This is a genomic window from Jiulongibacter sp. NS-SX5, assembly GCF_052828545.1.
The window spans coordinates 2,959,227-2,973,590 of record NZ_CM128248.1 but is presented as its reverse complement, the minus strand read 5'-3'; the positions used below and the strand labels follow the sequence as shown (position 1 = coordinate 2,973,590).

Sequence of the window (14,364 nt, the reverse complement as noted above, 5' to 3'; positions counted from 1 at the left end):
ATTAATGTACCACTTCTACCTTTTTAAGATCTTCAAGACCCGATCTGGTGTCCTCTGTGCGTTCTTCTACCACGTCTTTGATCTTGTCTACCACCTCCATAAAAATGGCAAGTTTATCTGCAGGTATCTCTTCTCTGATGGTATGATTAAACGCCTTTACCCCATCACGGGCAAAGTTTCTTTTTTCTTTACCAGCTTCCGTTAAAAAGACATTGACGAATCTCTTGTCCTTTTCGTCTGTTTTACGGTAGATCCATCCTTTTTCTTCCAGAGACTTGAGCATTCGGGTTAAACTCCTTGGTTCCATTCCTATAGATGGGCCAATTTTTGTAGCCGGAGTTCCATTCTCCAAGTCGATATTGAGAAGTACATAACCAATAGACATCGTCATATCGTTTTGACCGGCATAGATGTTATACATCCTTGATATGGCATGCCAGGTCCATTTGATATGGAAGTCTATAGTTTCTTCTTTCTTCATGAATTGGTGCTACCTGAAAAGATAATAAACAAATTTAGCTCTGTTTGTTTATTATGCAAGCATACTATTCTAAGAAATCTTTGGACTTATAAAGGATTGGGGTGTAGTTTATCCTTTAGAGAATAGAGTAAGGTGTGTCTTTCATCTTTTGAGATGTAGTTCACCACATTTGTCTGATCATCAAAAAGCTCAAAGAATATGGTATTCAGAAGCTTAAACTCCCTAAGACCTTGAGCTCCATCAAACTCTATATACAGCCATGTGACGTCCAGTTCTATTTCCTTACCAATATAATAACCAAACTCTACTTCCTTCTCTTTGACAAAAGCAAAGTGACGTTTGAGATAATCACCCAAGGCTTTGTCAAGTTTTGGATTTCCTAATCGTAGACTTTCGTCTCCCGTATGCTTTTGCATAGCAGACTCAAGGTCATCTGAAAATACCCTGATACTCACCTCATAAGTATTGGCTTTGGCGTTAAGTCTAACTTCTGCCAGTGAGGTGTGGAAATCATGCTTTGATGTAAAGCAAAACAGGACTAATGCTAGTCCTGTTAGTGCAAATATGTTTCTCAAGCCTTTCATTTAGAACAAGGCCTGTACTGTATCATTAAACATGATCCAAGCCAGCAAACTCAGAAGAATAATCATCCCGATTTGCTGCGTACGCTCCATGAATTTTTCTGAAGGCTGTCTGCCACTGATCATTTCATATAGAAGGATGATGGCATGTCCTCCATCCAAGGCAGGAATCGGCAATAGGTTCATAAATGCCAATGCCATTGAAAGCATACCGGTAATGAGCATAAACCTGCTCCAATCCCATACACCACCATAGAATCTTCTTGCAATTCCTACCGGCCCGGCGATAGCCTTACCCGCAGAAACTTGCCCGCTAAAGATTTTCTTAAAGCCTTTGATATTGTCTGTAATCACCGAGAAAGCTCTACCAGAACCAATCATAAATGATTCTCCCACAGATAAGTCAACGTGCTCATATTTTAAGTCTGCTGAAGCAAGGAAACCAAGTTTACCATCTTCGGTTAGAGTTGGATTTACCATTAAGGTATCTGTACCTCTCAAAATGCCAAGTTCTACCTCCTCTCCAGCATTTTTAGTAGCCATATCTACAAATTCGTGATAATATGCCACCGGCTTATCATTGAAAGAAACTATTCTATCATCCGCCTCTAAACCTACTTCGTCAGCTGGAGTATCTGCTGTTACCTCACCAATGCTGAAAGTTTGCATGGCATCTATAAAACCTTCACTTTCTTCATCAGAAAGTTTTTCGTAAAGATCATTCGGCAATGGAATTTCCAATGTCTCTCCTGCACGATCAACAGTGAAATAAACATTCTCACCCAAGATTACATCAGAACTCATTACATCTGAAAACTCTTCTACTTCCTGACCAGACACATTGATGATTTTGTCTCCGGTTTTGAGACCCACCTCTTCTGCTATTGGATGAGCCACTATTCCTAGTTTATTGACTTCTTCCATTGAAAGGAAATTATCACCGTTTTTGTAGGTAATACCCCAGAAGATCAAAACACCCAGAATTACATTAACAATGATACCACCTAACATCACTATCAGTCTTTGCCATGCTGGCTTAGCTCTAAACTCGTAAGGCTGTGGTTCAGAAGCTAGTTTTGACGAATCCTTAGTTTCATCAATCATCCCTTCAATATCTACGTAGCCACCCATTGGGAACCACCCTAAACCATATTCAGTATCACCTTTTTTCTTCTTCCAAAGTGCAAAGTTTAGCACATTAGGCATGGGAAAAAGAAAATCGAAAAATATATAAAACTTGTTTACTCTAATTCCGAAGATTCTGGCGGCGATATAATGCCCCCACTCGTGCAGTCCAACAAGAATGGTCAAGCCTAAAAGAAGCTGACCAGCCATAATTAATCCTTCCATAAGTCGCTGCCTGATCCCTATTCCAGGCTTTCTATTAGTTGTAGGGAAAGCTTCATTTCAAAAGAAGCCAGTGAATCAAAACGCTGATTGATTCTGTTTTATATAATCAGCCAGCAAAAATCGCTTTTATTATACATAAATCAATGGCTTTTGACTGATAATCAAATAGAGCCAACTTTAGAACGAAGAAAGGCAGGCCGCTGTTCATCTATGGTAGCTTTTTTGAGATCTTAATCAGACATTGGGCGGCAAAGCAGTGAGTGCGGTTTGTTTTCATTAGGCTTTAAACTTTATTTTGCGAGCAATGAAGAAGTACGATATCATCATCATAGGAGGTGGGCCAATAGGACTAGCATGTGGAATTGAGGCCAAGAAGGCAGGTTTGTCTTACCTAATTTTGGAAAAAGGTGCATTAGTCAATTCTCTGTACAATTACCCGCTTAATATGACCTTTTTCAGTACGTCTGAGCGATTGGAGATTGGTGATGTACCTTTCATGAGTGTAAATCCAAAACCCACTCGAACAGAGGCTTTGGAATATTACCGAAGAGTAGCCAAACAATGGGAGCTAAACATACGACTGTTTGAAGAGGTTAAAAGTTTTGAACCTCAAAATGAAGGTTATTCAATCGTAAGTTCAAAAGGGGACTACCTGGCTAAGAACGTGATCGTATCCACCGGGTTTTATGACATTCCCCATCTCATGAACGTGCCGGGCGAAGAGCTGGACAAAGTGACTCATTATTATAAAGACCCGAATTACTACGCATTTCAAAAGGTACTGGTAGTAGGAGCTAGTAATTCTGCTGTGGATGCCGCCATGGAAACCTGGAGAAAAGGTGCAGAAGTAACGATTGTGGTACGAAATGCAGAGATAGGTCAGAGAGTCAAATATTGGGTTAAACCCGATATAGAAAATAGAATCAAAGAAGGTTCTATTAAAGCTTATTTTAATTCTGAGGTCAAAGAAATCAAAGAACGGGAAGTGGTGATAACTACCCCTGAAGGAGAAATAAGCGTAGAAAACGACTTCGTGATAGCCATGACCGGGTATCAACCCAATCTCCCCTTCCTGAGTAAAATGGGCATTGAGCTTTCAAAAGATGAAATCATGAAGCCTCAATACAGTGAGCAAAGCATGGAAACGAACCTACCAAATGTGTATCTGGCCGGAGTAGTCTGCGGCGGAATGAATACACATAGCCTATTCATTGAAAATTCTAGGGTGCATGCGGAGCAGATTCTGGAATCTATTGTAGCGAAAGAGGCTCGGTTTGACTAAATTGAGAGTTTAAAGAACCCTAAATGCACCCACAGCTTTTCAACATCTTATTTCTGGACATTGAAACAGCCGCAGCTTATCAGAACTACAGTGATATGCCGGAAAGGCTAAAACCTTTATGGGATAGAAAAGCAGGTTACTTACCCAATGATAAAGAGCTAAACATCGAAGAACTTTATGAAGACAAAGCCGCCATTTACGCTGAGTTCGGACAAGTCATTTGCATTGGAATCGGTGCATATTATTTAGACCAAAACAAACAGCTTGCTTTTAAAAGCAAGACGCTTTCTGGTAATACGGAGAAGGACTTACTGGAGCAATTCGCCTCTATTTTAGACCAACACAAAGCCAAAGAGTCCTTAAAACTTTGTGCACATAATGGCAAAGAATTCGACTTCCCGTATCTCTCCAGAAGAATGCTTATCAATGGATTAAAGTTGCCTTATACTCTGGACCTCTCTGGTAAAAAGCCTTGGGAAGTCAATCATATTGACACTATGGAATTATGGAAATTCGGAGACTATAAAAACTTCACTTCTTTAGATTTACTTGCCGCAGTTTTTAATATCCCCACCAGCAAATCTGACATAACCGGAGCCGATGTGAGCCGCGTTTATCATAAAGACAAAGACCTAAAACGAATTATGGACTATTGCGAAAGAGATGTTAAAGTTGTGGCGGGGTTGTATTTGAAATTGAAAGGGATAAATCAATAAAGTTCTATTCCAAGAAAACTTACATTTCCAGAACATTGGTATTTCATCAAGTCTGTTTTCGACTCCACTCAAACTAGCAATAGGGCCATCAAATCAAAAACTCAAACAACTCCGGTTTGTCATTGATATAGGTGTATTGAAAGCCCGATGCTTCAAGTTTACGCAATAGACCTTCAAAATCTTCTTTGTTTCTGATTTCTATTCCAACTAAAGCTGGTCCCCTTTCTCTAGCAGTTTTCTTCGAGTATTCAAAAAAGACGATATCATCTGTAGGTCCTAAAACATCACTGAGAAAGCCTTGCAAGGCACCTGCCCTTTGTGGGAAACGCAGGATAAAGTAATGCTTTAGGCCTTCATAAATCAAAGACCGTTCTCTGATTTCTTCCATCCGGAGGATATCATTATTACCTCCACCGATGACACAAACGACGTTTTTACCTTTGATCTTGTCGGCCATTTGATCTAAGGCAGCAATGCTCAAGGCTCCGGCAGGTTCCACCACAATGGCATCCTCACTGTAGAGATCTAAAATAGTAGAGCAGACTTTTCCTTCAGGAACCAACAAAACATCAGTCAATTGGTTTTTACACACCTCAAATGTCAATTCTCCCACCCGAGCCACCGCAGCTCCATCTACGAACTTATCCATGGACTGCAGTGTAATCAACTCTCCCATCTCCAAAGACTTTTTCATTGAAGGAGCACCTTCAGGTTCTACTCCTATGAGTGTAGTTTCAGGACTTCTTTCTTTAAAAACGGTAGATACTCCAGAGGCCAAACCACCTCCACCAATGGCAAAAAACACATAATCTATGGCTTGATCAGCATCTTCCAGGATTTCTAAACCAACAGTACCTTGTCCTTCCATCACCTGTATATCATCAAACGGGTGCACATAGGTACTACCATGTTTTTCTGTGTAAGCATATGCTGCTGCCGAGGCATCATCATAGGTATCACCCACCAACATAATCTCTACCCATTCCTTCCCAAAATACCTAACTTGTCTAATCTTCTGTTTTGGAGTGGTATTGGGCATAAAAATGTACCCTTTTACCTCCATGAAATTACAAGCCCATGCTAAACCTTGAGCATGATTACCCGCCGATGCACAAACCACTCCCTTGCTCAGCTCTACTTTTGATAGTGAAGACATTTTATTAAAGGCACCACGAAGTTTATACGAACGTACTGTTTGCAAATCTTCTCTTTTGAGATAGATATTGGCCCCATATTTCGCAGAGAGGGTCTCGCTCTTTTCCAGAGGTGTATGTTTAACCACAGGAGCCAAACGTTCAGCAGCCTGCAGAATCTGGTTAAATTGAGGTTTTTGCATTATGAAATATCAGTTTGAAGGAAGTGTTTTAAATTCTCTGGGCAAAAATAAAAAAGCCGGAAAGTGAAATACTTCCCGGCTCCAATATATTGAAGAACTAATTCTTAGTTATTCTCTGGTCTCAAACTTCTTACAGTTCTACCAGCCTGCCACATTTCTGAGTCACGAAGCTCAGCAAGCTCAGCTTCAAGTTTCTCACGGTAATCTGGCTGAGAGTTACGAGTAATTGAGATTTCAGCTTCATTCTGAGTTTTTACAGAGTTGTAAAGCTTCTCAAATACCGGCTTTGTAGCATCACGGAAAGGTTTCCACCAGTCCAAAGCACCACGCTGAGCAGTAGTAGAACAGTTGGCATACATCCAGTCCATACCGTTTTCAGCTACTAGTGGCATTAATGATTGAGTCAACTCTTCAACAGTCTCGTTGAAAGCTTCAGATGGAGAGTGGCCGTTCTCTCTCAATACTTCGTACTGAGCAGCGAAGATCCCTTGGATACATCCCATCAAAGTACCTCTCTCACCAGTAAGGTCAGAAGTTACTTCATTATAAAAGTCTGTTTCAAAAAGGTAACCAGAACCCACACCGATACCCATTGCAATACACTTCTCACGTGCTTTGCCAGAGGCATCTTGATAAACAGCAAATGAAGAGTTCAAACCTTTACCCTCTACGAATAGACGACGTAGAGAAGTACCTGAACCTTTAGGAGCAGTTAAGAATACATCTACATCTGCAGGAGGTACGATACCCGTTTTCTCTTTATATGTGATACCAAAACCGTGTGAGAAATAAAGCGACTTACCAGCAGTAAGGTGCTTTTTCACAGTTGGCCAAAGCTCAATCTGAGCAGCATCTGAAAGAAGGTAACAGATGATTGTTCCTTTTTGTAGAGCCTCTTCGATTTCGAAAAGTGTTTCGCCAGGTACCCATCCGTCTGCAACTGCCTTGTCAAACGTTTTTCCTTTACGCTGTCCAACAATTACATTCAAACCATTGTCTCTCATGTTCATTGCCTGACCAGGACCTTGCACACCGTATCCGATCACCGCAATAGTTTCGTCTTTCAACACCTCTCTGGCTTTCTCCAGAGGAAATTCTTCTCTTGTTACTACTTCCTCTTCTACACCACCAAAATTTAGTTTTGCCATTTTTTGATTATGATTGTTATTATACTTTCTATTTAGATTTCCTTTTACCGACTCTGGCAATTCGGGCTGCAAAGCTAAGTGCTTTGTTCCACATTTCCCATAATCCGCTATTTCTTTGATTATGAATAAACTGTATTACAAATAATACTCCCACTCCACCTCATCAGGCAGGTACTCTACCAGCCCTTTTGGTGTACGAGAAACAGCTACTCTACCAGACCTTACAAACTCTAAAATGCCCCAAGGTTTGATGAATTTGAAGAAATCAAAAATTTCTTCTTCTGTTCCCGTTTTTTGAAGTACCACGTAATCGAGTCCCCAGTAAACGATGTATGCTTTATGCTCTCTGTTAATGGTTTCCATATCCAATGGCTTTGAATCCAGCGGAGTAGGAATTTTAAAAAGAGCGATTTCATTAAAAACAATATCCTCATTGAGATAACCGAATACGGCCAAAACCTCAACTACCTTTCTGATCTGACGAACCAGCTTCTCTACAGCTTCGCGTTGCTCATGCTTTATCACAATAGTAAAGCGAGAAACACCTTTTCGTTCTGTTTCAGAAACCGTTAAACTCTCAATATTTAGTCTTCTGCGTGTGAAAATAATCGTGATCTTATTCAAAAGACCGATACTATTTTCAGTAAAAACGCATATCGTGTATGTCTTCATTTTCGTCTATTCTCTTATTTCAATCTGATCTCTGAAACGCTTCTACCTGCCGGCACCATCGGGAATACATTCTCCTCTTTCTCTACAATGACTTCCAGCAAGTATGAACCTTCTGTATTCAGTAATGTATCGATGGAGTCACTTAGGTTTTCTCTTTCTTTACAAGTATGCCCCGGGATGCCAAAGCCTTTAGCAATGGTAATGAAATCAGGGTTTTCTAAGTCTACAAAAGAGTATCTGCGGTCAAAGAACAATTGTTGCCATTGACGTACCATACCCAGGAAGCTATTGTTCAAAATGATCATCTTCACAGCCTTGCCACTTTGAGCTATCGTACCCAACTCCTGAATAGTCATCTGGAAACATCCATCACCTATAAAGGCAATAACATCTCTGTCCGGAGCACCCATTTTAGCCCCAAAAGCTGCAGGAATAGCAAAACCCATTGTCCCTAGTCCACCAGAAGCTATATAAGAGTGTGGCTTCTTGAAGTCATAGTATCTGGCTGTCACCATCTGGTGCTGCCCTACATCTACCACTACACAAGCCTCACCATTGGTTTTATCAGAAACCATTTTCACCACTTCCGCCATTTTGATTTTGTCTTGCATCGCAAAATCGCGGTCGTTTACAGCGGCAATCTCAGCAGGCTCCAGATCTCTAAACTCCTGTTTCCAGTCAGACCTTTCTTTTTGCTCTAATAATGGCAGAAGCATAGCCAGAGCTTCTTTGGCATCGCCCACCACTGGAGCATCTGCTTTTTTAATCTTATCTATTTCAGCAGGGTCCACTTCTATGTGAACAATCTTGGCTTGCTTCGCAAATAGGCTGGCATCTCCAGTCACCCTATCATCAAAACGCATCCCAATGGCTATCAACACATCACACTCATCAGTCATCACATTCGGAGCATACATACCGTGCATACCCAACCAACCCATATAGTTTGGATGCTCTATTGACAAAGCTGAAAGACCTAAAAGTGTACTGGCTACCGGAATATCAGCTTTCTCTACCATGGCTCTAAACTCATCCATGGCTTCAGAAATCAACACGCCATGACCTACCAAAATGTAAGGCTTCTTCGCATTATTGATCAGCTCCGCTGCCTTTTCCACTTGCTCCATTTTAGGTTTGATCCTCGGGTGATAACCCGGCAGACCTTCTACCTTTTTATAACTAAATGGTTTTGTCATTAAAGCTACCTGAGCATCCTTCGTGATATCAATCAAAACAGGGCCAGGCTTTCCAGCCTGAGCTATGTAGAAAGCCTTCGCCATAATTTCTGGAATCTCATCGGCATTAGTTACCTGATAATTCCATTTACAAACAGGAGCAGTAATCCCGATTACATCAGTTTCCTGAAAGGCATCAGTTCCCAGCAGAGAAGAGGCAACCTGACCTGTGATAGCCACCATTGGCGTACAGTCAATAATAGCATCAGCGATACCCGTTACAAGGTTGGTAGCACCAGGCCCGGAAGTAGCCATACAAACACCAACTCTACCGCTACTACGTGCATAGCCCTCAGCAGCATGCGAGGCACCTTGCTCATGACGTACCAGAATATGCTCGATACGGTCCATGTAATCATAAAGGGCATCATAGACTGGCATAATGGCACCACCAGGGTAACCAAAAATAGTATCGACATTTTCAGCCAATAGACATTCCATGAGTGCCTGTCCACCAGTAAGGGCTTTCCCGTTAGTGGCTGTCAAATCCTCTACTCCAATGCTTTTTGTTGCTGTTGCCATAATCTTTCTATTTATCTGTTACGCAGCCCTCATGAGACGGCGAAACGTTTTTTATGTATTTTCTTAAAACCCCATGCTCCACAAAAGGAGGAGTAAGCGGCTTCCAGTTTTTCTTTCTCTCAGCTAAAACTTCATCAGAAACATGTAGTTTCAATTCTCTGGTCTCAGCGTCAATTGTGATTTTATCTCCATCTTCTACCAAGGCAATGGCTCCACCATCATAAGCTTCAGGTGAGATGTGTCCGACCACAAAACCATGCGTACCTCCACTGAAACGTCCATCAGTGATCAGGGCAACTTTATCTCCAAGTCCTGCACCCATTACTGCAGAGGTCGGCTTTAACATTTCCGGCATACCGGGTCCTCCTTTAGGACCTTCATAACGAATCACAATTACCTGACCTGCTTTTATTTCTCCTTTGGCAAAGGCATCTAACATGTCTTCTTCTTTATCACAGACCTTGGCTATACCTTCAAACTTGGTCCCTTCTTTACCAGTGATCTTAGCTACACCACCATTTTCTGCCAGGTTACCAAACATCATTTGCAGGTGACCTGTCGACTTGATTGGTTTTTCGATTGGCCTAATGATATCCTGACTTTCAAAATCAATATCAGGAGCATCTTCTAAGTTTTCAGCTACTGTTTTTCCGGTTACAGTCAAGCAATCTCCATGAATCAGACCCTTTTTATGCAAGTATTTCATAATGGCCGGCACTCCACCAAGAGAAAGGATGTCTTCCATGAAGTACTTTCCTGATGGTTTCAGGTCAGCTATGAAAGGCGTACGATCAGAAATTCTCTGCCAATCGTCATACGTCAAATCCACATTTGCAGAATGTGCAATAGCCATATAGTGCAATACCGCATTTGTCGATCCACCTAAGGCCATTACAATAGTCAAGGCATTTTCAAGAGCCTTCTTTGTTAAAATATCTCTAGGTAGAATCTGCTTCTCCAAAAGATTTTTCATAGCCTTACCTAAATCATCACACTCTTTCACTTTGCCTTCATGCGTAGCTGGGTAAGATGATGAGTACGGCATACTAAGCCCCATTGCCTCAATTGAAGAAGCCATGGTATTTGCAGTGTACATACCTCCGCAAGCTCCCTGACCTGGAATAGAGTTTTGAATTACTCCTTTATAATCTTCATCCGAAATTGTACCTGCCACTTTCTGACCGTAAGCTTCAAAAGCAGAAACAATATCCAGTTTCTTTCCTTTCCAGTTACCTGATCTCACCGTACCACCATAAGTCATTATAGCTGGTCTGTTAAGACGAGCCATTGCCATAATAGCACCCGGCATATTTTTATCACAACCTACCACGGCCACTACACCGTCGTACCATTGAGCAGAAACTACATTCTCTATGGAGTCAGCAATAATATCTCTACTTGGCAGCGAGTAACTCATACCATCGTTTCCGTTGGTCATCCCGTCAGATACCCCAATGGTATGAAACACAAGACCGACCATATCGTTAGACTGAATCCCCTTTTTCACATGGGCCGCAAGGCCATTCAAGTGAATATTACAAGGATTACCTTCATAACCGGTACTTGCAATACCAATTTGAGGCTTCTTCATATCATCTTCTGTAAGGCCAATAGCATAGAGCATTGCCTGTGCAGCCGGATTACTGACTTCTTGAGTAAGAGTACTACTAAACTTGTTTAGTTTTTCTGCCATTTTGTAAGATACGCTATTTGCGAATATTCGCTAATTGTTCAAAATTCGATACAAAGAATAGATTTGCTCTCATAATTTCCAAAGCATTGAGAACATATTTGTCGTTAAATTTCAAGCAGTATTGCTTTTCAAAGATTAGATATGACTTTTTTGGTCGACAAATGAAAATGGCCACCCTGAGGCAGCCATTTCATTTTCGATTTTCAGTTGTTGATTAAACAATTTCGACCTGTTATAAAGTATAATTTGTGTTGATGAGTGTGTAGACTTAGTAAAAAGTAAAAAAATCATTTCGGTGACTAAAATTGCAATTGGCGTGCCGCACCTTAGACAAAAAGTGCATTAGTTATCGAGCGGTATTGTTGAGGCAACTTTATTTACCCAACGGTACTATTTGCCAATAAAAAAGCGAGGTACATTTCTGCACCTCGCCATTCATAAAGTATAATATATTGTTTTTACTCCCCTTTCATCATATCAATAATCTCTTCTGAGATACCGGTGCTTGAGTATCCACCATCATGATAAAGGTTTTGCATTGTCACCATCTTTGTCAAATCAGAGAATAAGGATACGATGTAATTTGCACAATCCTCACCTGTAGCATTACCTAATGGAGACATCTTTTCTGCAAAGTCGAAGAAAGAATCAAATCCACCAATACCTGAACCCGCGGTAGTAGGTGTAGGCGATTGAGAAATAGTGTTTACTCTAATATTTTTTGCTTTACCCAGTCTGTACCCAAACCCTCTGGCTATAGACTCCAACACGGCTTTAGCATCAGCCATATCGGTATAGAACGGATATGTTCTCTGTGCCGCTATGTAAGACAAGCCCACTATAGATGCCCACTCATTTAAAGCATCTTGTTTTTCAGCTACCTGCATAAACTTATGAAAAGACAACGCTGAGATATCAATACTCTTCATGTACCAATCATAGTTCAGATCGCCATACGCTCTACCTTTTCTAATATTGGGTGACATACCAATTGAGTGTAGAACAAAATCAAGCTTACCGCCTAAAATATCAGTAGACTTTGTATACAGGTTCTCCAGATCTTCTACTGAGGTAGCATCTGCAGGAACAATCTCAGCTTTCACCTGCTCTGCTAATTCATTGATTTTACCCATTCTCATAGCGATTGGAGCATTCGTTAAAACGATTTCTGCACCTTGCTCATGAGCTTTGATTGCCGTTTTCCAGGCGATTGAATTTTCATCTAATGCACCAGAAATTATCCCTTTTTTACCTTGAAGTAAACCGTTAGACATAGAATATTGATTGATTGTTTGCTGCAAAAGTAGAGATTTCTGTAGAGACTCAATTGAAGTCCTTCAAAAGATTGACTATCCTCTCATTCTTGAATTCACATTAACCCTTAAAACACAAAAGCCTGACTCTTTCGAATCAGGCTTTTCAGGAGGGAGGAAGATGGGGTTCGAACCCACGACCCCCTGAACCACAATCAGGTGCTCTAACCAGCTGAGCTACAACCTCCGTGTAAATGGAGTGCAAAGGTAAACTCATTAAATATAATCTACAAAACAAAAAGGGTAAAAATTAAGCAAAATCACATCTTCTATTTGACATGATCTTTTTGTTCTTTTCCTCTTTAAATTGCATCCACATTTAATCCTGATGAATAAGAATGTTTAGACTAGATAATAAAGTGGCCGTTGTAACCGGCGGAGCTAGTGGTATTGGCCTCGAGATTTCAAGAAGTTTTGCCAAGCAGGGAGCTACAGTACATATTTTTGAATTAAATATGGATCAGGCAGAAAGAGAGGCAGATCTCATTATTGCCGCCGGCGGACAAGCCTATATTCATAAAGTTGACGTATCAAAACAGGCACAGGTCAGAAAAGCCATTGATAAAATCAATCAGGTACAGGCCATCGATATTTTGGTCAATAATGCTGGGATTGCTCATATTGGCACAGCTGAAACAACTACCGAAGAGGACCTCGATAAAATCTACAACATTAACATCAAAGGTGTATACAATTGCATCCATTGTGTCATTCCTCATTTCAAAAAGAACGGTGGTGGTTCCATCATAAACTTGGCTTCAGTAGCAGCTACGGTGGCGGTTCCTGACCGTTTCGCCTATTCAATGGCTAAAGGTGCTGTCTATACAATGACCATGCAGGTCGCCAAAGATTTTGTAAAAGAAAATATCAGATGCAATAGTATCTCACCAGCCAGAATACACACGCCGTTTGTTGACGGGTTTATTGCTTCAAAGTATCCGGGAAAAGAAGCTGAAGTCTTTCAACAATTATCAGAAACTCAACCCATAGGCAGAATGGGCAAACCAGCTGAAGTAGCTGCCATGGCCGTTTATTTGGCATCAGATGAAGCCGCTTTCTTAACAGGAACAGACTACCTCATAGATGGGGGCTTTGTCAAATTAAATACACCATAATTAAATTAAAGAAAAGATACTCGATGAAACTTATCAGATTTGGAGAAGAAGGTCAAGAAAAACCAGGCTTGCTGGATGATTCAGGCAAAATGTGGGATGTCTCAGCATTTGTAGAAGATTATAACGAAAAGTTTTTTGCTGAAGATGGCCCTTCCAAACTCACAGAATGGATGAAAAAAAACAATGCTGTGTGTCCTCAGGTTACAGAAGATGTAAGGTTGGGGCCTTGTATTGCCAGACCATCCAAAATCATTTGTATTGGCCTTAATTATGCCAAACACGCCGAAGAGTCAGGCATGGCAAAACCAGAAGAGCCTGTTATTTTCTTCAAATCTACCTCCGCACTATGCGGACCGAATGATAATGTCATTATCCCAAAAGGCTCTAAAAAAACTGACTGGGAGGTAGAACTTGCTGTGGTCATTGGAAAGAAAGCCTCGTACATTTCAAAAGAAAAGGCCTACGATTATGTAGCGGGCTACTGTCTTCATAATGATTACAGCGAACGCGAATATCAGCTGGAAAAAGGAGGTCAATGGGTAAAAGGAAAGTCAAACGACACGTTTGCTCCACTTGGCCCTTTCATGGCTACAAAAGATGAAATACCCAATCCTCATAAACTAAGACTTTGGTTGAGCAGAAACGGTGAGGTCATTCAGGATAGCAACACAGACGATATGATTTTCTATATCGACGAAGCCATCAGTTACCTGAGCAATTTCATGACTTTACTTCCTGGCGATGTTATCTCTACAGGAACACCTGCCGGTGTTGGGCTAGGCTTTAATCCTCCTCAATACTTACAAACAGGTGATGTCATTGAACTAGGCATTGACGGCCTTGGCGTTCAAAAACAAACAGCCGAAGCTTATAAAGGATAATATTAAGGCTCTCAAGAACTCTATTCTTGAGAGCTGTTT

The 14,364-nt window shown here is 41.0% G+C and carries 13 protein-coding genes and 1 tRNA gene; 4 read left to right on the top strand and 10 right to left on the bottom strand.

What is annotated here, in order from left to right; all coding sequences use genetic code 11:
- Position 1: 1 nt before the first annotated feature.
- The 3 genes from ACUXV0_RS13230 to rseP all read right to left on the bottom strand — a co-directional run bounded on the left by ACUXV0_RS13230 (position 2) and on the right by rseP (position 2,412).
- Positions 2–481, bottom strand: a complete 480-nt coding sequence (locus ACUXV0_RS13230) for a MarR family winged helix-turn-helix transcriptional regulator (protein WP_446190037.1) — start codon at positions 479–481, stop codon at positions 2–4.
- 86 nt (positions 482–567) lie between these two features.
- Positions 568–1,056: a DUF6702 family protein gene (locus tag ACUXV0_RS13225; protein ID WP_446190036.1), complete on the bottom strand. Its 489-nt coding sequence runs from the start codon at positions 1,054–1,056 to the stop codon at positions 568–570.
- 9 nt (positions 1,057–1,065) lie between these two features.
- Positions 1,066–2,412, bottom strand: coding sequence for an RIP metalloprotease RseP (rseP, locus tag ACUXV0_RS13220; protein ID WP_446190035.1), 1,347 nt, complete (start codon positions 2,410–2,412; stop codon positions 1,066–1,068).
- Positions 2,413–2,716: 304 nt separating this feature from the next.
- Between rseP and ACUXV0_RS13215 the strand changes: the two genes are divergently transcribed.
- Both ACUXV0_RS13215 and ACUXV0_RS13210 read left to right on the top strand, forming a co-directional pair.
- A complete protein-coding gene (locus ACUXV0_RS13215; protein WP_446190034.1) occupies positions 2,717–3,694 on the top strand; it encodes a YpdA family putative bacillithiol disulfide reductase in 978 nt (325 codons plus the stop codon).
- A 23-nt stretch (positions 3,695–3,717) separates the two neighbouring features.
- On the top strand, positions 3,718–4,410 hold the full coding sequence (locus ACUXV0_RS13210; protein ID WP_446190033.1) for a ribonuclease H-like domain-containing protein: 693 nt from the start codon (positions 3,718–3,720) through the stop codon (positions 4,408–4,410).
- 88 nt (positions 4,411–4,498) lie between these two features.
- On the opposite strand, the gene ilvA is transcribed toward ACUXV0_RS13210, so the two are convergent.
- The 7 genes from ilvA to ACUXV0_RS13175 all read right to left on the bottom strand — a co-directional run bounded on the left by ilvA (position 4,499) and on the right by ACUXV0_RS13175 (position 12,517).
- Positions 4,499–5,746: a threonine ammonia-lyase gene (gene ilvA / locus ACUXV0_RS13205; RefSeq protein WP_446190032.1), complete on the bottom strand. Its 1,248-nt coding sequence runs from the start codon at positions 5,744–5,746 to the stop codon at positions 4,499–4,501.
- Positions 5,747–5,850: 104 nt separating this feature from the next.
- Entirely contained in the window at positions 5,851–6,894 is a 1,044-nt protein-coding gene (ilvC, locus tag ACUXV0_RS13200; protein ID WP_446190031.1) for a ketol-acid reductoisomerase, read from the bottom strand.
- Between the two features lie 135 nt (positions 6,895–7,029).
- Positions 7,030–7,566, bottom strand: coding sequence for an acetolactate synthase small subunit (gene ilvN / locus ACUXV0_RS13195; protein ID WP_446190030.1), 537 nt, complete (start codon positions 7,564–7,566; stop codon positions 7,030–7,032).
- Positions 7,567–7,580: 14 nt separating this feature from the next.
- Positions 7,581–9,323: a biosynthetic-type acetolactate synthase large subunit gene (ilvB, locus tag ACUXV0_RS13190; protein WP_446190029.1), complete on the bottom strand. Its 1,743-nt coding sequence runs from the start codon at positions 9,321–9,323 to the stop codon at positions 7,581–7,583.
- A 7-nt stretch (positions 9,324–9,330) separates the two neighbouring features.
- Positions 9,331–11,016 (bottom strand): dihydroxy-acid dehydratase, encoded by a 1,686-nt coding sequence (gene ilvD, locus ACUXV0_RS13185; protein WP_446190028.1) that lies wholly within the window; start codon positions 11,014–11,016, stop codon positions 9,331–9,333.
- Positions 11,017–11,474: 458 nt separating this feature from the next.
- A complete protein-coding gene (locus ACUXV0_RS13180) occupies positions 11,475–12,290 on the bottom strand; it encodes an enoyl-ACP reductase FabI (RefSeq protein ID WP_446190027.1) in 816 nt (271 codons plus the stop codon).
- Between the two features lie 151 nt (positions 12,291–12,441).
- Positions 12,442–12,517, bottom strand: a tRNA-His gene (locus ACUXV0_RS13175).
- A 150-nt stretch (positions 12,518–12,667) separates the two neighbouring features.
- On the opposite strand from ACUXV0_RS13175, the gene ACUXV0_RS13170 reads away from it, so the two are divergent.
- Both ACUXV0_RS13170 and ACUXV0_RS13165 read left to right on the top strand, forming a co-directional pair.
- Positions 12,668–13,444, top strand: a complete 777-nt coding sequence (locus tag ACUXV0_RS13170; protein ID WP_446190026.1) for an SDR family NAD(P)-dependent oxidoreductase — start codon at positions 12,668–12,670, stop codon at positions 13,442–13,444.
- Between the two features lie 23 nt (positions 13,445–13,467).
- A complete protein-coding gene (locus ACUXV0_RS13165) occupies positions 13,468–14,325 on the top strand; it encodes a fumarylacetoacetate hydrolase family protein (RefSeq protein WP_446190025.1) in 858 nt (285 codons plus the stop codon).
- Positions 14,326–14,364: the final 39 nt, after the last annotated feature.